We start from the raw sequence: 19,836 nt of genomic DNA, 5'->3' as shown, positions 1-19,836 counted from the left end.
AATCTGCGGTTGATTGAAGGTTGGAGTCGGCCGGTAAGCCGGGTTCTGTCGAGGACAATCATTCATCTAGGCCAGTAATTACTCACTGGCTCAAGCAACCTACCCGGTTCCGACGCGGGCCACGCCAAGGAACCCTATTTGGTCTTGCTCCGGGTGGAGTTTACCTTGCCACACACTGTTACCAGTTGCGCGGTGCGCTCTTACCGCACCCTTTCACCCTTACCGCCCGAACGAATTCGGGGTTGGCGGTCTACTCTCTGCTGCACTTGTCGTCGGCTTGCGCCGCCCAGGCGTTACCTGGCACCCTGCCCTATGGAGCCCGGACTTTCCTCCCCCCGCCTAAGCGGGCAGCGATTGTCTGGCCGACTCCGGCGCGCAGTCTACCCTAAAGTACGGTGTGATTCGAGCAGACAATAGCGGATTATCTGCATTTGCCGCTTTAATCCAGACCATTAGGTTAGCCCATTTAAGGAATTCTTATACTAAGCAACCACTTGCAAAATCTGCTAAAGTGCAAGTCCTGGAACCTGGCAAATATTCTAATCTATGAACAAGGCTTTGATTGGCGAGAGTCACTACACCAAAAGTGTGCGTAACCTGGTTAAAAAGGTACACGACCAGTCTCCGATCAAAGACTCATTATATGAGCAGGCAGCCGACTACTTTGCCACTGCTAATGTGCAGAAAGAGCAGTTAGCTAATCTCAAACAGCAGCTCAGCGACAGCAAAGAGTTAAAAAATAGTCGCGCCGAAAAACGTCTGAAGGACGCACAGGACAAACTTAAATCCTTTCAAAAAAACAGTGAAGAATCACGGTTGCAGCGCTACAAAGATTTGCAGCAAGTTTGCGAGCAGATACTGGAACTAACCGATGGCGCAAACAAAGAAGAAACTGCCCGCAACTTTGCCCGTTTGCTGGGTACCCTGCTTTTAACCACGCAGACAGAGCACCGCAAGGTGGCAGCGTTTAATCAGAAAACCAAGCACCTGTATAAGGCCGTGTTATGTCTGTTGCTGCTCGACGCCATGCTGGAAGATAAGCAAATCAGTAACCCTTATGTATTGCAGCATTACAGCAACCGCATTCAACAACCTAAAGATAAAGATGACGCCGCCCGCTGCCCTTTTCGCCTGTATGTGAAAATTCCACTACTGATGACAGCACTGCTGCAGGACATAGGCCAGTATCATCATGATGTGCAGGCCATTCTTAAAGGCCCTGATGGTGATGAAGATGAATTTCGCACCCTGGAAAAAGATGAACGCCAACAAATGCTTAAACTCAGCTACCAATACACGGTTAACTACCTTAAAGACGGTATCGGCTGTGGCAGCTATGTGGGCAATTCGCGACAGGAGCGGGACCAGTTTAATGAAACAGAAAAAGACAAACTAAAGTTTGTGATGACTATGATTAAATCCTCCCTGGACCCCCAACAGTCCATAGGCAATTTACTTAAAGTCCCGCAGGTATATAGCTCCGTGGTGATGTCAACTAAGCCAGGGCAAGCTTACGATACTTTACCCAAAGCCACCTTAGTACTGGAAAGGGCCGCCGAAAAAGATGCATTAAACGCCAAGGCGGTCCAGTGTTTTATTAAAGTGGTGGGGCATTTCCCACAGGGCTTCGGCGTAACTTATATTCCCAAGGATTCAGATCGCCGCGATTTGGACAGATACGAATACGCCATAGTCAATGGACTGTACCCTGCCAATCCCAGTGTGCCGATTTGCAGATCAGCCACCAAGAACCTGGCCTTTACCGGATTTGGCCAGGACCTGTTAATCAGCCAGGAAAACAACCTGTATTACCCCAAAGCCAGAAAAAAGCTAGAAGTGATGAGCAAGGAAAGACTACTGGAAATACTCAGCAAGCTGGTGTCTAACTTCGAGGAACGTAAAGAACTGGATCTGATCCCCAATAGCTGGCATCCCTATACCTTCTTTTCTTACGCGAAACACCAAAACCTGTGGAACAAAACCACCAGGATCGCCAATTAAAGCCAACCGTTACCTGTTTTGCATTCAGAGTATAAAAAACAAGACTTGAAGACACATAAAACAAACTCAAGGTAAAAAATACTTTACCTAAAGTCTGATTTAGATTACCTTTCATGCTCTGATAACTTAGTAACTTAGGTAAGGTGATGGATACATTACGCACTTTCTCCAATCGCGAGTGGAATCTTATGGCAACCCTGGTGTTGGATCTGGCCATTGCGGCATTGTACTTCAGTAAGCTGGCGTCGCTGCCAGAAGGCCTGGCGGCACCAGGCAGTGCGCTGGCTGGCATTATTGTGCAAGTGATTATTGTTGCATGCATAGGCGCCGCTTTACTGTTCGGCCTGATTAACTGGCGCACCGGTAACCGGGAGCCGGCCGATGAAAGGGACAGACTTATAGAAGGCAAAGGCAATAGCATTGGTTACGGTGTATTAGTGGGGGCCATATTGCTTATGATTGGTCATCTGGTCGCCGATGCACTGGGGGTTGGCTCCGATACACTGCCTGTTGCTTTATCCACGCCGCTCATATGTGCCCACGCTTTACTGATCTGCCTGCTGGCAGCATCCACCGTTAAGCACCTGAGCCAGTTAGTAATGTACCGAAGAGGGATATGATGGCCGTCAATAAAGGTAAAATATACAACCAGATTCGCCGCTTACGCTTTGATCATAATGAAATGACCCAGGCTGAGCTGGCTAAGGCGGCAGGGGTGACAAGACAAACCATTATGTCTCTGGAAGCGAACAAATATTCTCCGTCGTTAGAGCTGGCTTTTCGTATTGCTGAGGTCTTTAACCAACCACTTGAAGCCGTATTCCAGTATCAGTGTCATTCAACCGACGAATAATCATCAAAAACCAAACGGTTGGGGCGCACCTTTAGCCATTCCTGCGATAGCAAAACCTCGGGCGTTTAACTCTATGCTCAGATGCATCAAACGCTACTTTTCTGCATTAAGCATTTGTTTCATCTGTCGTGCAAAGCTAACCAGTCGCTGCTTTATGCTGCGTTTGATTTTGACATCAATACCGCCAAACAGCACCAAGCCCTCAATAATCAGGGTGGGTACCTGGCGTCTGTGGATAACCGGCGGAATATCAATGTTATTGCCACCTAAAATACAAAATGCCCGCGACACCACGTTGACGTTTTCCGGGACGTAAATGTTGTCACCACCAAATAAGCAAAACACCTTGATAGTCACTTCCTGGCTGGTAAATACCGCCTGACTGAAATCCAGATCCGAACCGCCCAGAATAGTGACACAGCGAATTTCACTGGGCACTACCCAGGCGCCACTGCGATTGGTACCACCCAGCACACTGAGTATGGTTTCACTCTCAGCCTGTCTTTGCGTATCGTACGCAACATCGAATGCGCTATTGCGACTCTGTTGATATTGCTCGGAAATTTGATGTGGAAGATCTTGTGCCTGTGCAGAGATTTCAATGACATCCTTGCTTTCCATGGCAATATCCAAACGTCGTTCAAAGGCATCAAGAGACAGTGCGCCCTGACCGTAGTTGTAAATAAGCTTGTCAATCACCTGTTCACGTACTTGCTCAATAGGTTGGTCCTGCAGGGGTACTGACATTTTGATTATCCTTGTAGCACATAAAGAGTTTAAGTGGCCATGCTGTTAAGCAATTTCCACACCAAATAAAAAACATATAATAATCAATGAATTAAAAATTCTCATCACTAACAAGAAACGCCGACCAGCGCAAATAATAGTGATATTAACCAGATATTTGGATTCAGTTGACACTTTTATGTACAAGCGGATTTGGGCATAGTTGCAGTATATACCCACAATGAAGGTGCGAACTGTGACAGCGCAAACCAAGCACACCTATTTACTGCTTTCCCGCGGACAATGGCATGCAGATCTGCCAGCCGAGGACATTCAACAGGCCATTGAAGCCTTTTATCTTTGGTATGAGGACAATCTGGCGCAAGGCAACTTTGGTCCCGGCTCAAGACTTAGCACTGAAATTCGCCGGGTGTCCAGTCAGGGCATTACCGACGGTCCCTTTACCGAAACCAAAGAAGTCATTGGCGGTTATTGGTTTATTCTGGCCAATAGCCTGGACGAAGCAGCCAGATTGGCAGCGCAAAATCCCTGCATGGCCTGCGGACTGGAATATGAAATTCGCCCTTTGGATGCCACGCCAGCCAATGCTTTGGTCAAAAGTAATGAAACGCCTGAATAAAGTTGGCTGTGTGCAGAATTGAGATGGCAGAGAGATGTCGGACTCAGGTGCGAGCTGGGAATTCCCCCAACAATGATTAGAAACCCAACGACAAGCAATGCTTAATCGCGTTCGCTACCGTTGGCGCACTTAGTTTGGAATAGCCGCCTCCGCCCAGAATAACGCCAGGAATATTTCTTTCTTTTAACGCTGTAAGCGTAATGGCTTCGCGCTGGGCAACATCATCCTTATTCAGCATCAGGCCGCCCAGCTTATCTTCCTTCAGTACATCTGTGCCTGCCACCACAAAGGCAAGTTTGTAGTCATTTTCTAACTGACTCAGTGCAGTCTGATAACGGGACAGATATTCCTGCCCCTGACAACCAGAAGCTAAGGGTACCGGGATATTTACCCGTTCTCGGGTAAAGTCACTGCGGGGATATATATCGGCGTTGTATACGTCCAAAAGAGTGACATTGGGGTTTTCCATAAAGGTGAACGCATTACCATTGCCATGATGCGCATCGGTATCAATTATCAGAATCTTGTCCTGTTCACTCAGCAAGCCCTGCTTAAGCAGCTGCACAACGCTGATGCCAATATCGTTATAGATACAAAAACCTTCCATACTGGCTTTGTGGGCATGATGGTAACCACCGGCGAGGTTCCAGTACAGACCGCCCTGTTGCAAAGCCAAGGTGGCACCGAGTTTAGTTCCAGCCACTGCCCAGCGCATTGGGGTGAGAATTTTTCTATCCAGAAAGTTAAAGCTGACAAAGGGTATTTTAGGGACTTCCAGTGCTCGGAAAACAAACACTTCGTCACGCACCTTCACTCGCATCATACTGGTAAGAAACTCATCCACCTCATCCATACTTATGCCAGTTTCGGGAGTTAAAACCTCAGTACTAGCAAGTTCGGCGATGATCTTTCTAAATTTTGTGCCATCAAACGGATGAAGGTAATTCAACAACCCCAGATCAATATTAAAGTTCTCACTATAAATTAGCTTCATCCGTTTTCTCTCTCACTTGCCAGTTCCTGAGCATACCGAAGTATTTCTTGCGGTGTCCAAATTCCTCTGCCGAGAAGCTTTCCGATTCTACCGTAGTCTTGTGCCGTAGGGATAAAAGTTGCGTCCTTATTGCATGCTACCCTAAGACATTCAGCGACCAAATGCGAACAGTTATATCTCGCCAGTTGATATCTTGGAACGTTTCTTTGCAAAGCAATAACGAAGGATTGTAAAGCAGCTTCATCTGCGAAAGGAATGATGACGGTTTTAGGCTGCCGTCCATTCTCAGACCTTATGTCATCCAACAGTGCTTCAACAAAAGCACCAGGATGGCTTCGTTTAATTTTAAGGTCTTTTTTATCAGCCCCTTCCGCTGGCCAGAAACTGACGTAGTTATCACCAAATGAAAGTGAAGCATGACCCACCAAGGGGCCTTCAGGTAACCAGATATGCACCTTAAGCATAGGAACTCCTTTTCCAGACAATTCAATTTATAGAGTGCGTAGTCGCAGTTAGCGACACTAGAAAACATAGCTAACCACGCCAGGAATGCCAGATCGGAGAGAGGCTCATTGCAGATTTTCGTTTCTTCGTGGGTTTTGTTGTCTCTCAAATAAAAACCAGACATCTTTCTGTCATCAGTTGCTGACTCAAGGCTGATATTCTAAGGTTGATCCCTGCTAACCGCAGTAATACTTGCCTGTTTGCAAATAGCTGATAGCATGCTGCGGTTTTAGCCTGGTAACAGGCCCGTACCTTGTTCAAAATGGTTCTGCCAGTGGCAGGATGGCGTCTAACAAGGGCGCCGGAACACAACTTTAGAGGATTATGCCTTATGTCTCGCGTTTTGATCATTGGCGCCGGTGGTGTCAGTACCGTAACAGTCAAAAAATGTGCCCGTTTACCTGAGCATTTTGATGAAATTTATCTGGCCAGCCGCACTGTGTCGAAATGTGAAGCGCTGCAGCAGGAATGTGGCGCCGACCGGGTCAAGGGCGTATTCGCCGTCGACGCCGACGATGCCAAGCAGGTAGCCGAACTTATCCGCAAGGTACAACCCGATTTGGTGGTTAACCTGGCCCTGCCCTATCAGGATCTGCCGATTATGGACGCCTGTCTGGAAACCGGCGTGGATTATCTGGATACTGCCAACTACGAACCTAAAGACGAAGCCAAGTTTGAATATTCCTGGCAGTGGGCGTACCAGGAGCGCTTTGAAAAAGCCGGCCTGATGGCACTGCTGGGCAGCGGTTTTGATCCAGGCGTGACCAACGTCTACACCGCCTACGCGGCCAAACACTATTTCGACGAAATCCACTATCTGGATATCGTTGACTGTAACGGCGGCGACCACGGTAAAGCCTTTGCTACCAACTTCAACCCGGAAATCAATATCCGCGAAATCACCCAACGCGGCCGCTACTGGGAAAATGGTGAGTGGAAAGAAACCGATCCATTGTCAGTACGTGAAGATCTGGATTACCAGAATATCGGTGTTCGTGCTTCTTACCTGATGTTCCACGAAGAGCTGGAATCACTGGTTAAGCACTTCCCTACCCTGAAACGTGCGCGCTTCTGGATGACCTTCGGTGAAGCCTACCTGACCCACCTGCGCGTATTGGAAGGGATCGGCATGACCAGCATTGCGCCTATAGACTTCCAGGGCCAACAAATTGTGCCGCTGGAATTCCTGAAAGCCGTGCTGCCAAACCCGGGTTCGCTGTCTGAAGGCTATGAAGGTCAAACCTGTATCGGTACCTACATCACAGGTATTAAAGATGGCAAAGAGAAGACCATCTTTATCTATAACAACTGTGACCACCACGCCTGCCACGAAGAAGTTGGCGCACAGGCGGTGTCTTACACCACAGGTGTACCGGCGATGATCGGCGCAGCCCTGATGCTAAACGGCACCTGGAAAAAGCCGGGCGTATGGAATATGGAACAGTTCGATCCTGATCCATTTATGGACATGCTCAACAAACACGGCCTGCCCTGGCATGTGATTGAGTGCGACAGCCCGTTTAAGAAGTAACGGTGCACCTGATCTGTAGGTCGGGATTGATCCCGACAGAATATGTCGGACTTAAGTCCGACCTACATTCAGCTACATTGAGGATGACAGATTGAACGATCCAATAATGAATCCCCACATTCCCTCCCCATGCTATGTGTGTGAGGAAGCCAGGCTGGAAGCCAATCTGCAGCTAATGCAGCGGGTGCAGAAAGAAGCTGGCGTCAATATCATCCTGGCTTTAAAAGGCTTCTCCATGTGGTCCACCTTTCCATTGGTGGGACAGTACCTGCAAGGCTGTACTGCCAGCTCGGTATGGGAAGCCAAGCTGGCCAAATTTGAGATGGGTAAGGAAGTGCATGCTTACTCACCTGCCTATAAGCAGGCCGATATCGATGAGCTGGTTAAACTGGTTAATCATATTTCATTTAACAGCCTGGGCCAGTATCAACGCTACAAAGATCAGGTGGCAGCAGCCGGTATTTCTATGGGTATCCGGATTAATCCGGAGCACCGTGAAGCAGAGACTGAGCTGTACGATCCTAGCGCGCCTGGTTCCCGTTTAGGGATTATGGCCAAAGATCTGGAAGGAGTGGACCTGTCCGGCATTGAAGGTTTCCACGTGCACAATTTATGTGAATGTGACTCTTATGCTGCCGAACGCACCTTGAAAGCGGTGGAACAACGCTTTGCTAAATACCTGCCACAACTGAAATGGTTGAACCTTGGCGGAGGCCATCTGATGACCCGTCAGGGTTATGATGTGGACCATTTAATTGCCACACTTAAAGCCTTCCGTGAAAAGTATGACCTGGAAATCATTCTCGAGCCTGGCTCAGCAGTCGCCTGGCAAACCGGTCCGTTAGTGGCCGAAGTGGTGGATATTGTGCATAACGATGGCCCTATCGCCATTTTGGATATCTCTGCCACTGCGCATATGCCGGATGTGCTGGAAATGCCCTACCGCCCGGCGATTCGTGGCGCAGGTCTGCCTCAGGAAAAGGCCTTTACTTATAAGCTGGGGGGTAATTCCTGTCTGGCTGGTGATGTGATTGACCTGTATAGCTTCGACCACGAGCTGCAAATCGGTGAACGCATTATCTTTGAAGATATGATTCACTACACCATGGTTAAAACCACCTTCTTTAACGGGGTGGAACATCCTTCCATTGGTATTTTGCTAAAAGACGGTAGCTTTAAGCTGGTGCGAAAATTCGAGTATGAAGATTTTCGCGATAAGTTGTCCTGATTTTTTTTCGTTTTTGAGGCCCCGCAGTGCGGGGCTTTTTTATAGCGACACTTTTGCTGACATATGCTTATAGCGCATCATGGAATATCAAACCCAGGCTGCGCCTGTGCCCTGTCAATATTTCACTGACACCATGGCGCAACTGACTGCGCCGAAAGCCGTTGGCCGAGGGGACCAGGCCGGCACTATTGAGAAAAATCACCGCCTGACCTTGTGTCAGCGGCACTACCTGACCTCGGCTTTGCTTACGGGGCTGATTCTCCACCAGCATCAATTCACCACCCCCAAAATCTTGTCCCGGCTGGCTAAGTAAAATCAGCACCTGAAAAGGGAAATAGCACTCGCCGTATTTGTCCTGATGCAGGCAGTTATAATCGCCTGGCCCATAATCCAGCATTAAGGGTGTGGCTTTGGTTTGGCCCGCGTTGTGGTTGCTGGCCAGGAATTCATCCAGTGTGGGTGGCCAGCGTGTAGCCAACCCCAATCGTTCGGCCCACAGGTTGGCCAGGGGGGCCAGTTGCGTATAGAAGCCTTCCCGTAGTTGCCGAATTGCGGCTGGCAGCGGATAGGCAAAATAGCGATAACGGCCACGGCCAAAGCCATGTTTTTCCATCCGCACTTCATTGCGAAACCACTGCCGTTCATCAAACAAGGCGGATAAGGTTTTGCAGGTTGCCACATCCAAAGATCCCGACATCACACTATAGTTATGCGCCAGCAAGTCAGCATCCAACAAAGCCAGTGGCTTGCTGTTTTGCAGGATGGCATCAATGTTCACAGGCCAGTCCTTCTTCCATGGCCAGCAAGGCGCGTTTGCGTTGCTCACCCCAGCGATAACCACCCAAACTGCCATCGCCGCGCAGTACCCGATGGCAAGGTATCAATACTGCCAGTTTGTTTGCACCACAAGCGTTAGCCACGGCGCGATGCGCGCTGGGCGCACCGATACCTTCGGCCACCTGCTTGTAACTGCATTTTTGCCCGCTACCGATGCGGGTCAGAAACTGCCACACCTTAATTTGAAAGGCCGTGCCAAACAATTCCACCGGGATCTGCGGTTGGGGACCACCATGCTGCAAAAAAGTTTCCAGGGCAGCCATCCATTTATCCAGCTCGGTGTCCATAGTATCTGGCGTGGTCAATAGCTCGGCATTGGGAAAGGATTGATGTAGGGCTTCGAGTAACTTTGTGAAACTGTCAGCCAACTGCACACAGCAAACTCCGCGCTCAGTTGCTGCCATAAGTAAATGGCCAAAACGGGTTTCTCGCAGCGCAAAATATATTTCCAGCCCCTTACCGCCCTGACGCAATACTGAAGGAGTCACACCAAGATTTTCAGGTAGCTTCTCGTACACCCGGCTACTTGAGCCAAAACCCGCCGCATAAATTGCATCCAGCACGGCTTCGCCCTGCTGCAGAGATTGCCGGAGTTTCTGTAAGCGCACCGCATGCTGAAACTGTTTTGGTGTTACTCCCAGCAGAGCTTTAAAGCTACGCTGAAAATGGAAACTGCTTAAGGCTGCACGCTCCGCCAGCTCAGCCAGAGACAACGCTTGCTCTGCATGCTGCTCTAAATAGTCAGCTACCTGTAAAACCCGGTTGTCGGTCGCGTCTGTCATATACCACCTCACTGAATAACCACAGTCTAAAGGCTATCGCACCAACAAAAAAATCGCTGTCCGCTTCTTGCTGTATATTGAAGTGACTTTTGACCACGAAAAGCACGAAAGTATTTCTCGCAGAGCCGCGGAGTGTCTTAAGAACAAGCCCTGGAATCTCCGTGTTCTTTGTGCCTCTGTGGTGAAATCGTCTCAGTTTAAAAACATCAATAAACACAGAGGTCACAGAGAAAACCAAACACCTGACTATAGCTCTTTGAAAACTCTGCGTCCTCTGCGACTCTTCGGTGAATACTATTATTCTTTTTGATTTTTACGTCGAAAGAAACGGCCATTGAACAGCGCAAGAAACGGATCGGCACCAGGGTTTTGGCTGTTTAGTCTTAGGTCCTGATTTAACCTACTCAGGATACCTATGACTTTTCAATTTACTGCCCTGGATCACCAGCAATTCAACCACCTCTACGGCTTAAGCGACGAAGCCCTGGCCAGACAAGGTGTTATCACTGAAATTGCCAAGACACCAAACGGCTATCCCTGCCGTGTGAGCCTCGCCCTGCCCGAGCCGGGTGAACGGATGCTATTGCTTAACTACACGCATCTGGATGTAGACAGTCCCTATCGCTCCAGCCATGCTATTTATATTCGCGATGGCCATCCCTCTGGCTATTTTGCGCCAGCACACATCCCCGACATGTTTAACTTAAAACGCGTTGCTGTCAGGGCCTTATCAACCCGGCACCATATTCAGGCAGCGGAGCTGGCTCAGGGCCAGCAGGAACTGAGATTGTGCATCGAACGCTTACTGGACAATCCCACTACATCGTACCTGCACCTGCACTCGCCAACGCACGGCTGCTTTCTTGCCAAAGTTACACGGTCTAGCCAGCCGGATGAACTTTCCGGAGGCTAATAAAAAATTTAAAAATTTCTTAACTGGTATTTAAACCTTTGTAGTTCTTTGGTCGACTAAGGTTCAAACGACAGCCAATGGAATATCAATGAACAATAAATGGTTAGTATCTTTAGCGTTAATCAGCCCAATGTGTCTGGCACAAACACTGGAACTCGACACTCAGGGCCTGAGCCAGTTTAAAATCGAAGCCGGTAGCGGCGAATTACAGGTGCGCGGTGAAGCAGGGCTAACAAGCATCAAAGTGGAGGCAAAAGCCAGATATCAGTCTGGTAAGGAGCTTGAACCAGAAAACTATCAACTGACTCTGGAAGCTGAAAAAGACGACGCCATTTTGATGGCACATACTAACCCACGCATTCATGACGCCTATATTGATGTCACCGTGCGTATGCCGGCCAATCTGCTATTAGATATTAAAGATGGTTCGGGGGATATGGATGTCAGTGGCATCAATGCCTTGCTGAACATTCAGGATGGTTCAGGAGATATGCGGGTCAGTCGTATCAATGGCGAGGTATACATAACCGATGGTTCCGGCGATCTCAGCCTGACCGAGGTGAAAGGACCGGTACGCGCACAGGATGCCTCTGGCAAAGTGCATATGGCGGATATTCAGGGCGATATTCATTTAGTTGATGCCTCCGGCGATATCTGGGTGCAGAAAATACAAGGTGATTTAACCCTGTTTGACAGCTCAGGCGATATTGAAGTGCAAGACGTATCCGGCCTGGTGGAAGTAGAAGACAGCAGCGGAGATATCCGGGTTGACGGTGCACAGCGTTTTTTATTGCTGCGCGACGGCTCCGGCGATGTGGATTTACGTAATATCCGTGAACAATAGTTTTGATATCTTCACCGCAGAGACGCCGGGGGCGCGGAGGAAGGCAGGAGATGTTTTAATACATACTGTTGAAACCTCCGCGTTCCCTGCGCTTCTGCGGTGAATATTGAGTTTCTTTTTGTGTGTGACGTCCGTGGTTAAGCATTAAATGTGACCGCAAACCACAGAAACAAGCTCTAACTTTCGACTCATACTTAAAACCTTTCGTAGAGATGCGAAGGAGGGCAGGAGATACTTCGATATTTGCCGTTGAAATCTCTTCATTTCGACGGTAAATAAGGCCTTTTTGTAGTGGTCAAATCATAGGCTCAAATATCCGACCAAAGGTAGTAATGACGCTCTACTTAGAATCCCCGCTTCGCACGGTAAAACACTGCCATTGCTGGCCGGATAAAGGCTTTAAAACACTCGAAGCAGAGCTTGGGTCAGAAACTTTGTTCATTGGTACAACACTGAGCATCGCCACAGCAGGATAAAATTCGTTAGCTACCAGATCTGGCAATGTTGGCCAATCACGGTGAACATGCGACGTATCCGAAGCACTGGGATGGGGAGGCCAGAACGACGCTCAGATCGGAGAGGTGAAGCTAAAAGCAGAGAGTAAAAAAGAGGCAACTTAACAGCTTAGGCCTCAACTATTTTGAAAAACGCCGACATAGATATTGAACATATGTATGCAAGTGAAACTATATTGACTTAACAATGAACGAAGCTAAGTGCGAAAAGTTATCGAATTTATCCTTAAATGTATCATTTATATCTTGCAATTGAATTGAAATGTAACTGGCGACATGGTTTCTAAATAAATAAAAATCACCCCCCTCTTTAATCAATCCCATAGGTAAAGAAAGTGTCAAAATCTTTCTCAACCTTGCAAAATAAGCTCTATTCTTTTTGAGATAGTTAAAATTTTCAACTAAATTTCTCTCAAGATTACCATTAATTACTAGCATTACGAGTTTTGCAGCGAGTAATAATTTAATCGTTCTATCACTTATATCTTCATTCGTAAATGAAGCAAAAACATAGTCTACGTTTGACACTCCTTCTTTATTAAAGTGCATACTTGAGAATCCCAACCCTGCAATTTCTTCAACTAGTTCTTCAGCAATCTCAAAAGAACTAATTCTTTTATCACCTGACAATATGACTATCAGATTCCCCCTAGGTTCGTTCAAACAAAAATCGATATTACCAAGACCTACCCTATTATTGTTCACCATAGTGCTATTCAAGGAAAAAGTAGAGCGCTATTAGCTAAGCGCTGGTCTCCATTTCAAGTTATCGTCACGATGTCAAAGCAGCCATCCATACTGTCTGGAGTCCCCAAAGGAACAGGTATGAATCCAACTTCATAAACGAATGTATAAACGAATATCTTACCGCCCGAAGTATACTCAATTGTGACGGGCACGTAACTAGATGTAACTAGATATGTGACCTCATACTCACTATACGAAGCAAAGTCAATTACACCTACTTTATCGAACTTTCTTGTTGGCATATTAATATCATGGCCATTTGCAACAATAAATATACCGTCTGTAAATAGCTTATCAGACAAATCCCATGTATAACGATTTATTGCTGTATTAGAGTGAGGCCCTAATGGTCCCTCATAGCATATTGCATCAAGTCTTGCATATACTGAAGTTGACGCAATGGAACCGAAAAACGCAAACATTAAAACTGAAATAAATTTCATCTACTTATTCTCCATGTAGTTTAAGAAACTTGATTTTTCTCTAAAAAAATCAAAATTCAATGAGGGTGACCTTTTATTACAAATTCGAGATACTCTCTCTTTAAAAATATCAGGATAGAGATTTGCCATTTTCCCGAAATCTATTTGTACTGTATAACTTTGATGAGTTATTCTGTCATTCTTAAATTTTTCCCAAGACAATAACTCACTCTCATCAAGGCTGGAATTTACTAAATAATAAGTTTTAATGGTCAAGGATCGTTCGTTTCGATGAAGTTCATTTAATGCACCAAGAACAGCTTCTGATTTATTAGGCATTGAACATGCCAGAACAATTTTCTCCATCTCGCCGGCCATTTTTTGATCAAACCCAGATATTTCAAACAATATTTTCTCATCTAAATATAAAGAACTTGAATTTTTTCTAAGAAAGTTTAACAAGTCCCTTGCTTCCAAGAAAAGTTTCTCTTTCTCATTCAAATTCAATACATTCTCTACCTTAAGACAGGAATTGTACGCATCTCTTACTCTTCCTATTTTATCTGATATTCTAGTTTTCGCGTTCTCATCTAAACCCTTTGTGTATTGCTTAAAAATTTCATCTTCGAATCTCAATAATTCTTGTGAGAAGGATTTCAGTGAAAACAAACTGCAGAGAAATAAAAATAGATATAGATTTTTCATTCCATTGACCCCTTACGTTATGTTGAAATAGCTACACTAAAAATGTGCAGCTATCACTAAGATTAAAATCACTTCTAATTCACAATTCCTAGAAAGTATGGTTCTGCGCAAAAATTAATCAAGTTTAATGGGTGATTTTTTGCAAAGATTTTGGTCCTTTATTTAACGAATGTATGTTCTTGGGTACGAGTATGAACATAGGTAAACAGGTTTAGGTTCTGCCCCTGAGAGATCCCCACGAATTCATACTTTACTTTGTCCAAGCTAAGCCTCGTCAATACAGGTATAGAACCAATCCATAGCTCGTTGCCATTGACTGTGGGTAAAGGTGAAAGCTGTTGCCATGCCCCGCAGTCCGAGGCTATGCCACTATATTGTTGGGCTGGTTGATGTATTGGCTTGAAAACGTCGATGTTTGCCGCTCTTCCAGATGACCATGCCCAATAGCAACATCATAGGGATGCCAGTGTGGTCAGCAACATTAAGACCGTCAGTCGGTCGAGTTTGATGCTATGGCTCTGTTCAACTCCCAAACCCGTGAATGTTCACACTATATCCGGGTTGATGGTGCTCAGCGTTTTATCTTACTGCGCGACGGCTCTGGCGATGTGGATTTACGTAATATCCGTGAACAATAGTTTTGATATCTTCACCGCAGAGACGCCGGGGGCGCTGAGAAAAGCACGCAGAGTCACCATCCCTTTAACAACTCTGTGCTCTCTGTGCCTCTGTGGTTTTTTATACTTCTACGCAGTTAGATTTTCACCACAGAGGCACGGAGAGCACGGAGATTTCAAAGCAGTTTCAGGGCATTCTCTTGGCCAACTCAGCGTCTCGGCGAGAAACAGTTTCGTGGTTTTCGTGACTTTCGTGGTTGCAAATTCAGAATGACCACGAACTACACGAAAGGACACGAACTGCCTTCGGCTGATACTAATAACCTCTCGCAGAGACGCAAAGTGCGCTAAGAAAAGCACGCGGAATCGCCATCCCTTAAACACAACTCTGTGTTCTCTGTGCCTCTGTGGTTATTCATACTATGCACCGGCATACTGTCACCACAAAGGCACAGAGGACACGGAGATACCACAAAGTTTTTTGGTCACCATCTCTTTGCGAACTCAGCGTCTCGGCGAGAAACAGTTTCGTGTTTTTCGTGTCTTTCGTGGTTGCAAATTCAGAATGACCACGAACTACACGAAAGGACACGAACTGCCTTCGGCTGATACTAATAGCCTCTCGGCGAGAAAATTTTCGTGGTTTTGTTAAAGACCGGTGAGGTCGCTGGCGATGCTGCGCTTGGGGCGCTCCACCATACGGTGGGTTTCGATGCCCTGATCCAATACTACGATGGTGGGGGTATAACGCAGTTTATACTGTTTGTACAAACCGCTGGGCTCTTGCTTATTGTGATCCACCGCCACTAACTGCAACCAGGCGGGGTTAACCCTGGCCTCATCCAGCAATTTCAACAGCCTTGGCACTTCACGCTGACTGTCATGACACCAGGTGCCAAAAAACACCATCACCCCTTTGCCCCGCAGCGCGGCGATTTTGCGTAAATCATCCCGGCTTGGTACAAACGCCTGATACTCGGCGTTAAAGGCGGGGTCCTGCAGCAACTCAGCTCGAGTCAGGGGGGCGGTAAGGGCTTGTTGCTCATTGGTGGTAAACGCCGCGCCTAAATCCATATCGGTCAGCGCACAGCCATTCAGCAACAATAAGATGGGAGCAAGGAATCGCGCTTTCATTATCAGTCCTGTGGTAATGGGGCGCCTACCTTAAACAATTTCCCTGTTTGGGAAAAGCCCCGCATCACATAGTCAGCCAGCTTCGCACGCTCCTCGTACTCCAAGCGCCCTAAATCAAACCAGGGTCGCCAACATATCATCGGTGTAAGTCACCAAATCCTGCTGGTTACGTACCTTACTGATATAGTCAGGGTTGGCGATAAAGGGGCGACCAATAGCAACCAAATCGAATTCACCGGCATCAATGGCCTGACTTGCACTATCGGCAGTAAAACCACCTACGCCCACCAGGGTTTTGTGGTAACGACTGCGCACATATTGCGAGGCCCTGCCGCCCAGATAGTCAAACTCCATACTGTCATCAAAAATACCAATATGCAGGTATGCCAAATCGCGGTTTTGCAGCTCATTCAGCAAGTAATCAAATACCTGACGATCACGGGCATCACCCTGCATATTAAAATAGGCGCCAGGGGAAATGCGCAGCGCGGTTTTTTCCCAGCCGATACTTGCAGCAATAGCGTCCGTAACCTCTAAAGCAAAGCGACTCATATTCTCAGGGCTGCCACCGTACTCATCGCTGCGCTTGTTGCTGTCGTGATGCAAAAACTGGTCAATCAGATAGCCATTGGCACCATGGATTTCCACCCCATCAAAACCTGCCTCAATGGCATTGGCTGCGGCCTGGGCGTAGTCCTGCACCAGCTGTTGAATATCATCCAGCGTCGCGGGTTTGGGCGTAACATAGGTCAGTTCACGACGACGGGGTACCGTGCCTTCCACCTTCTCAGCCGACGGTGCCAATACGTCTTCACCGCCAAAGAAATACGGATGCGCCACCCTGCCGGTATGCCAAAGCTGTGCGAATATTTTGCCGCCGGCACGATGCACTGCCGCAGTGACTTTTTTCCAGCCTTGTATCTGTGCGTCGGTAAATAACCCTGGGGTGTTCGGGTAACCCTGACCATCAGGGCGAATAATGGTCGCCTCACTGATAATCAAACCGGCATCGGCACGACGGGCATAATACGCCACCATGTCATCGGTTGGCACCAGATTGTCATCTGCCATACAGCGGGTCAGCGGCGCCATCAGAATACGGTTGTTTAGTTCCAGCGCCTTATTAAGGCGATAAGGTTGAAAAAGAATATCCGACATCGGTGGACTCCAGAGTTTTTGAATGAGCACTCAAGATAGTCTTTCTTGAGCAATCACTCAAGAATTTTTTTGAACAAACATTCAAATATCGAGATATAATCCCTCGCAGTCCCGAGGAGAATACTATGCGACAGGCTGAATTTGACCGCGAACAGGTGCTGCGAAGTGCGTTAAAAGCGTTCTTACATAAAGGCTATGGCAAAACCAGTATGCAAGATCTGACCAAAGCTACCGGCTTGCATCCGGGTTCCATCTATTGTGCGTTTGGCAATAAGCGTGGGTTACTGGTGGCCGCTGTTGAGCAATATAAGCAGGACAGAGACAGGCAGTTTGCCGCCACCTTTCCCGCCAATGCCCCCGTGTTACCCAGTCTGAAAGGCTATCTGGACGATTTGGTTGCCGAATGCCATAGCTGCGACAGCAGTCGCGCCTGTTTTCTGGTCAAAGCACTGAATGAAATGGCTGATCAGGATGCTGAGCTGCAAGCCGAACTCAGCACCAGCCTGGAAACCTGGCAGGCTAACTTGGAGTCACAAATACAGCGAGCCAAAGACTTGGGCGAACTAACAGCAGACAAGGACCCTGAGATCCTTGCCCGCTATCTGGTGATGGGTATTTATGGCCTGCGTACCTATGCGCAGACCCATCCGCAGCGTGAAGTGCTGCAACAGTTGGCCGATCAGCTTTATCTGAGTATTTGTCAGTAGTTGATCAGGAGCAATTAGTAAGACGCCGCTAATTGCCCATTTTGGTGATATTGGATTTACCACTATCACGCATACGTTGAGCTGCCTCTTTGGCATTCCCGCTGCGAGCGTCACGCTGGGCCTGGGTGGTACAACCACGTTTTCTAAACCTGGACCCTGTCACTTCCACCTCTTCACACTTCAGGCCAACGCTTTGCTTTTGCTGTTCACTCAAGCAAGCGTCCTCATTGCCGCGATTTTCCTTGAGACAATGGAAACCTTCGACTTTATCTTGCTGACTGGCGTTTGTCGTTCTGTTGCTTGCACAACCCGACAACCCCAAACAAAGTGCCAATATCCCAACCTGTATCAGGTTCATAGCCTGCATCCTTAATAGCAAAGCATCAGCATATTATTTACTCAATTTTTTCAAAGCTGGCAGACGCCACTGGAGGGTAAGGCACTGTCAAATGCCGGTATGATGGGATAAAAGGCGTGCTGTTCATATAAAAATGCATTGCACGTCATCTGTATCCCACTGTAATGGATAAATCAGGCAGCCATTTAATTATGGGGTTATAAGTATCTTTTAAACCAATCGACTATCTCTTTATTCGCCTTCTCTTTGTTGTTACTTAAGAAATGATTATCACCAGGATACAGCACAAGTTTATGAGGCAGCTGTTTTCTACTCAGCGCTTCTGCCAATAACGTTGATTGTTCAACCTGAACGCGCTCATCATCAGTACCATGCAATAGCAAAATAGGTACGCTGGCAGATAAATCGTCTAAGTTATTTAACGTCGAGCGTTTTTCCAACTCCGCTTTTTTGTTGTGTTGATAATCGGGAATTCGATGTTTAAATACCCTTTCCATTTCCGGGCGATGCGCTATTTCTCTGGACAAATCTGACACACCAGCAATAGTAGCGATAGCCTTAACTTCCTCCATTCGTTTTAAGGCCAGAAACGTTTGCATGCCACCCCGACTGGCACCAAACATGCCAACTCGCTGTGGATCCGCACCGGGTATCTGGCCGATAAAATCCCGCAGTGCTACGACATCGTCAACATCCTTGCCACCGAACTCATCTGCATTGTCCTGTTCGCTAAACGTGCCGCGATATTGACTACCGATAATCACGAAACCTTCATTAGCAATAGGAAACAAATTGTGCATCATTGAGGCAAACACCACAGAACCAAAATTGCCGTTGCCTCCCCGGTTATAAATTAATACAGGCAATTTCCCATTATGATTTCGAGGTTTAATGACGTAACCGAAGACATCAACTCCGTCTACTTGATAGATAAAACTGCTACATATCAATTCGTTCCGATAAAAATCAAAATCCGTCTTACTGAATCTTTTGTCAAAGGACTGCATGGCTTTATCTATCAGCTTTTCAGACTTTCCCTGAGCTTTATTTTTCTGTTCTATAAATCCACGCCAGGATTCATAGCTGGAAAACTTATCGCTAAAACAATCGCTCTGATGTTTTACGCTATCGTCAGGAATCAAACCTGATGCGTCAACAATACTGGAACAGAAGGCAAATACGATGGACAGCAGATATTTATTCACATTAATTCCCTTTCGTTTTTTTCAAGCGTCAATATTGACTGCACAGAATACAGTTCAGTCGCACATGCTTAAGTGTCTATAGCTAGTCAGAACAAAGCAAGATTGGAGTCTTTGCAAATTTGTAATTGAATATTAAAAGTCCCCACAAGCCAAAATAACCTTATAAATTTCAAAGTATTAAACAAAACACTTTATCTATGTAATGGCTTTGGATTGACGAGCGGTTAATCCGCAGCATAATGTCGCCCGCTCTTATAACAAGAGCGGATAAAAAACAGGGATGCAGGCTTGGCTATTGTGTCTCTAATAATAATTTTTCAGGTAACACAATAATGCGCTCAGGGTGAGATCACGAACATTATTTGAGCAACCTCGACTTGATTTGTCAGACCAATTGACGAGCTGATCATGCTGT

General features: G+C 46.9%; 22 protein-coding genes and 1 other RNA gene. 10 read left to right on the top strand and 13 right to left on the bottom strand.

Annotated elements, in window-relative coordinates; all coding sequences use genetic code 11:
- Positions 1-18: 18 nt before the first annotated feature.
- An RNA gene (gene rnpB / locus CSR04_RS19150) (RNase P RNA component class A) lies at positions 19-370 on the bottom strand.
- Between the two features lie 176 nt (positions 371-546).
- Between rnpB and CSR04_RS19145 the strand changes: the two genes are divergently transcribed.
- The 3 genes from CSR04_RS19145 (at position 547) to CSR04_RS19135 (ending at position 2,854) form a co-directional block, all read left to right on the top strand.
- Entirely contained in the window at positions 547-2,001 is a 1,455-nt protein-coding gene (locus CSR04_RS19145; RefSeq protein WP_102797941.1) for a hypothetical protein, read from the top strand.
- Positions 2,002-2,147: 146 nt separating this feature from the next.
- On the top strand, positions 2,148-2,621 hold the full coding sequence (locus CSR04_RS19140) for a hypothetical protein (protein WP_146027208.1): 474 nt from the start codon (positions 2,148-2,150) through the stop codon (positions 2,619-2,621).
- Positions 2,618-2,854 carry a helix-turn-helix transcriptional regulator gene (locus CSR04_RS19135; protein WP_245921756.1) on the top strand — a complete coding sequence of 79 codons (237 nt, stop codon included), beginning with the start codon at positions 2,618-2,620 and terminating at the stop codon, positions 2,852-2,854. Before CSR04_RS19140 ends, CSR04_RS19135 begins: the two co-directional genes overlap by 4 nt.
- 93 nt (positions 2,855-2,947) lie before the next feature.
- Here the strand turns inward: CSR04_RS19135 and CSR04_RS19130 are convergent, their stop codons facing one another.
- On the bottom strand, positions 2,948-3,601 hold the full coding sequence (locus CSR04_RS19130) for a LiaF domain-containing protein (RefSeq protein WP_102797939.1): 654 nt from the start codon (positions 3,599-3,601) through the stop codon (positions 2,948-2,950).
- 235 nt (positions 3,602-3,836) lie between these two features.
- On the opposite strand from CSR04_RS19130, the gene CSR04_RS19125 reads away from it, so the two are divergent.
- Positions 3,837-4,220: a YciI family protein gene (locus CSR04_RS19125; RefSeq protein WP_216362598.1), complete on the top strand. Its 384-nt coding sequence runs from the start codon at positions 3,837-3,839 to the stop codon at positions 4,218-4,220.
- Between the two features lie 76 nt (positions 4,221-4,296).
- Here the strand turns inward: CSR04_RS19125 and CSR04_RS19120 are convergent, their stop codons facing one another.
- The gene (locus CSR04_RS19120) at positions 4,297-5,214 is read right to left on the bottom strand and encodes a histone deacetylase family protein (RefSeq protein ID WP_102797937.1); all 918 of its coding nucleotides are present in this window, start codon (positions 5,212-5,214) and stop codon (positions 4,297-4,299) included.
- Entirely contained in the window at positions 5,211-5,678 is a 468-nt protein-coding gene (locus tag CSR04_RS19115) for a hypothetical protein (RefSeq protein ID WP_102797936.1), read from the bottom strand. Before CSR04_RS19115 ends, CSR04_RS19120 begins: the two co-directional genes overlap by 4 nt.
- A 371-nt stretch (positions 5,679-6,049) precedes the next feature.
- On the opposite strand from CSR04_RS19115, the gene CSR04_RS19110 reads away from it, so the two are divergent.
- Both CSR04_RS19110 and nspC read left to right on the top strand, forming a co-directional pair.
- Entirely contained in the window at positions 6,050-7,249 is a 1,200-nt protein-coding gene (locus CSR04_RS19110) for a saccharopine dehydrogenase family protein (RefSeq protein WP_102797935.1), read from the top strand.
- A gap of 91 nt (positions 7,250-7,340) precedes the next feature.
- Positions 7,341-8,477: a carboxynorspermidine decarboxylase gene (gene nspC / locus CSR04_RS19105; RefSeq protein ID WP_102797934.1), complete on the top strand. Its 1,137-nt coding sequence runs from the start codon at positions 7,341-7,343 to the stop codon at positions 8,475-8,477.
- 67 nt (positions 8,478-8,544) lie between these two features.
- Here the strand turns inward: nspC and CSR04_RS19100 are convergent, their stop codons facing one another.
- Positions 8,545-9,255, bottom strand: coding sequence for a 2OG-Fe(II) oxygenase (locus CSR04_RS19100; protein WP_216362597.1), 711 nt, complete (start codon positions 9,253-9,255; stop codon positions 8,545-8,547).
- A complete protein-coding gene (locus tag CSR04_RS19095; protein ID WP_102797933.1) occupies positions 9,245-10,096 on the bottom strand; it encodes a methylated-DNA--[protein]-cysteine S-methyltransferase in 852 nt (283 codons plus the stop codon). The genes CSR04_RS19100 and CSR04_RS19095 overlap by 11 nt, the downstream gene beginning before the upstream one ends.
- Positions 10,097-10,511: 415 nt before the next feature.
- Between CSR04_RS19095 and CSR04_RS19090 the strand changes: the two genes are divergently transcribed.
- Together CSR04_RS19090 and CSR04_RS19085 are read left to right on the top strand one after the other, a co-directional pair.
- Entirely contained in the window at positions 10,512-11,009 is a 498-nt protein-coding gene (locus CSR04_RS19090; protein ID WP_102797932.1) for a DUF1203 domain-containing protein, read from the top strand.
- 88 nt (positions 11,010-11,097) lie between these two features.
- On the top strand, positions 11,098-11,853 hold the full coding sequence (locus CSR04_RS19085) for a DUF4097 family beta strand repeat-containing protein (RefSeq protein ID WP_102797931.1): 756 nt from the start codon (positions 11,098-11,100) through the stop codon (positions 11,851-11,853).
- Positions 11,854-12,539: 686 nt separating this feature from the next.
- On the opposite strand, the gene CSR04_RS19080 is transcribed toward CSR04_RS19085, so the two are convergent.
- The 3 genes from CSR04_RS19080 to CSR04_RS19070 form a co-directional block, all read right to left on the bottom strand.
- Positions 12,540-12,998 (bottom strand): hypothetical protein, encoded by a 459-nt coding sequence (locus tag CSR04_RS19080; protein WP_146027207.1) that lies wholly within the window; start codon positions 12,996-12,998, stop codon positions 12,540-12,542.
- A 131-nt stretch (positions 12,999-13,129) separates the two neighbouring features.
- Complete coding sequence (locus CSR04_RS19075; RefSeq protein ID WP_102797929.1) at positions 13,130-13,558, bottom strand: hypothetical protein; 429 nt, start codon at positions 13,556-13,558, stop codon at positions 13,130-13,132.
- Positions 13,559-14,242 carry a hypothetical protein gene (locus CSR04_RS19070; protein ID WP_102797928.1) on the bottom strand — a complete coding sequence of 228 codons (684 nt, stop codon included), beginning with the start codon at positions 14,240-14,242 and terminating at the stop codon, positions 13,559-13,561.
- Between the two features lie 512 nt (positions 14,243-14,754).
- Between CSR04_RS19070 and CSR04_RS25440 the strand changes: the two genes are divergently transcribed.
- Entirely contained in the window at positions 14,755-14,880 is a 126-nt protein-coding gene (locus CSR04_RS25440) for a hypothetical protein (protein WP_281259802.1), read from the top strand.
- A 627-nt stretch (positions 14,881-15,507) separates the two neighbouring features.
- Here CSR04_RS25440 and CSR04_RS19065 read toward each other — a convergent pair.
- Positions 15,508-15,993: a TlpA family protein disulfide reductase gene (locus tag CSR04_RS19065; protein ID WP_102797927.1), complete on the bottom strand. Its 486-nt coding sequence runs from the start codon at positions 15,991-15,993 to the stop codon at positions 15,508-15,510.
- Between the two features lie 114 nt (positions 15,994-16,107).
- Positions 16,108-17,151: an alkene reductase gene (locus CSR04_RS19060; protein ID WP_102797926.1), complete on the bottom strand. Its 1,044-nt coding sequence runs from the start codon at positions 17,149-17,151 to the stop codon at positions 16,108-16,110.
- Between the two features lie 125 nt (positions 17,152-17,276).
- On the opposite strand from CSR04_RS19060, the gene CSR04_RS19055 reads away from it, so the two are divergent.
- Entirely contained in the window at positions 17,277-17,858 is a 582-nt protein-coding gene (locus tag CSR04_RS19055; RefSeq protein WP_102797925.1) for a TetR/AcrR family transcriptional regulator, read from the top strand.
- 28 nt (positions 17,859-17,886) lie between these two features.
- Here the strand turns inward: CSR04_RS19055 and CSR04_RS19050 are convergent, their stop codons facing one another.
- Both CSR04_RS19050 and CSR04_RS19045 read right to left on the bottom strand, forming a co-directional pair.
- Positions 17,887-18,216 (bottom strand): hypothetical protein, encoded by a 330-nt coding sequence (locus CSR04_RS19050; RefSeq protein ID WP_102797924.1) that lies wholly within the window; start codon positions 18,214-18,216, stop codon positions 17,887-17,889.
- A 197-nt stretch (positions 18,217-18,413) separates the two neighbouring features.
- Positions 18,414-19,421 carry an alpha/beta hydrolase family protein gene (locus CSR04_RS19045; RefSeq protein WP_102797923.1) on the bottom strand — a complete coding sequence of 336 codons (1,008 nt, stop codon included), beginning with the start codon at positions 19,419-19,421 and terminating at the stop codon, positions 18,414-18,416.
- Positions 19,422-19,836 lie beyond the last annotated feature (415 nt).

This window comes from Bowmanella denitrificans, assembly GCF_002887595.1.
GTDB classification, from domain to species: domain Bacteria; phylum Pseudomonadota; class Gammaproteobacteria; order Enterobacterales; family Alteromonadaceae; genus Bowmanella; species Bowmanella denitrificans.
The sequence above is the reverse complement of the archived record's forward strand: the minus strand, read 5'-3'. Positions and strand labels throughout refer to the sequence as shown.

Coding starts and splice junctions, on each gene's coding strand:
- CSR04_RS19145 (WP_102797941.1), top strand. CDS start 547: ATGAACAAGGCTTTGATTGGCGAGAGTCACTACACCAAAAGTGTGCGT.
- CSR04_RS19140 (WP_146027208.1), top strand. CDS start 2,148: ATGGATACATTACGCACTTTCTCCAATCGCGAGTGGAATCTTATGGCA.
- CSR04_RS19135 (WP_245921756.1), top strand. CDS start 2,618: ATGATGGCCGTCAATAAAGGTAAAATATACAACCAGATTCGCCGCTTA.
- CSR04_RS19130 (WP_102797939.1), bottom strand. CDS start 3,601: ATGTCAGTACCCCTGCAGGACCAACCTATTGAGCAAGTACGTGAACAG.
- CSR04_RS19120 (WP_102797937.1), bottom strand. CDS start 5,214: ATGAAGCTAATTTATAGTGAGAACTTTAATATTGATCTGGGGTTGTTG.
- CSR04_RS19115 (WP_102797936.1), bottom strand. CDS start 5,678: ATGCTTAAGGTGCATATCTGGTTACCTGAAGGCCCCTTGGTGGGTCAT.
- CSR04_RS19110 (WP_102797935.1), top strand. CDS start 6,050: ATGTCTCGCGTTTTGATCATTGGCGCCGGTGGTGTCAGTACCGTAACA.
- CSR04_RS19095 (WP_102797933.1), bottom strand. CDS start 10,096: ATGACAGACGCGACCGACAACCGGGTTTTACAGGTAGCTGACTATTTA.
- CSR04_RS19090 (WP_102797932.1), top strand. CDS start 10,512: ATGACTTTTCAATTTACTGCCCTGGATCACCAGCAATTCAACCACCTC.
- CSR04_RS19085 (WP_102797931.1), top strand. CDS start 11,098: ATGAACAATAAATGGTTAGTATCTTTAGCGTTAATCAGCCCAATGTGT.
- CSR04_RS19075 (WP_102797929.1), bottom strand. CDS start 13,558: ATGAAATTTATTTCAGTTTTAATGTTTGCGTTTTTCGGTTCCATTGCG.
- CSR04_RS19070 (WP_102797928.1), bottom strand. CDS start 14,242: ATGAAAAATCTATATCTATTTTTATTTCTCTGCAGTTTGTTTTCACTG.
- CSR04_RS25440 (WP_281259802.1), top strand. CDS start 14,755: ATGGCTCTGTTCAACTCCCAAACCCGTGAATGTTCACACTATATCCGG.
- CSR04_RS19065 (WP_102797927.1), bottom strand. CDS start 15,993: ATGAAAGCGCGATTCCTTGCTCCCATCTTATTGTTGCTGAATGGCTGT.
- CSR04_RS19060 (WP_102797926.1), bottom strand. CDS start 17,151: ATGTCGGATATTCTTTTTCAACCTTATCGCCTTAATAAGGCGCTGGAA.
- CSR04_RS19055 (WP_102797925.1), top strand. CDS start 17,277: ATGCGACAGGCTGAATTTGACCGCGAACAGGTGCTGCGAAGTGCGTTA.
- CSR04_RS19050 (WP_102797924.1), bottom strand. CDS start 18,216: ATGAACCTGATACAGGTTGGGATATTGGCACTTTGTTTGGGGTTGTCG.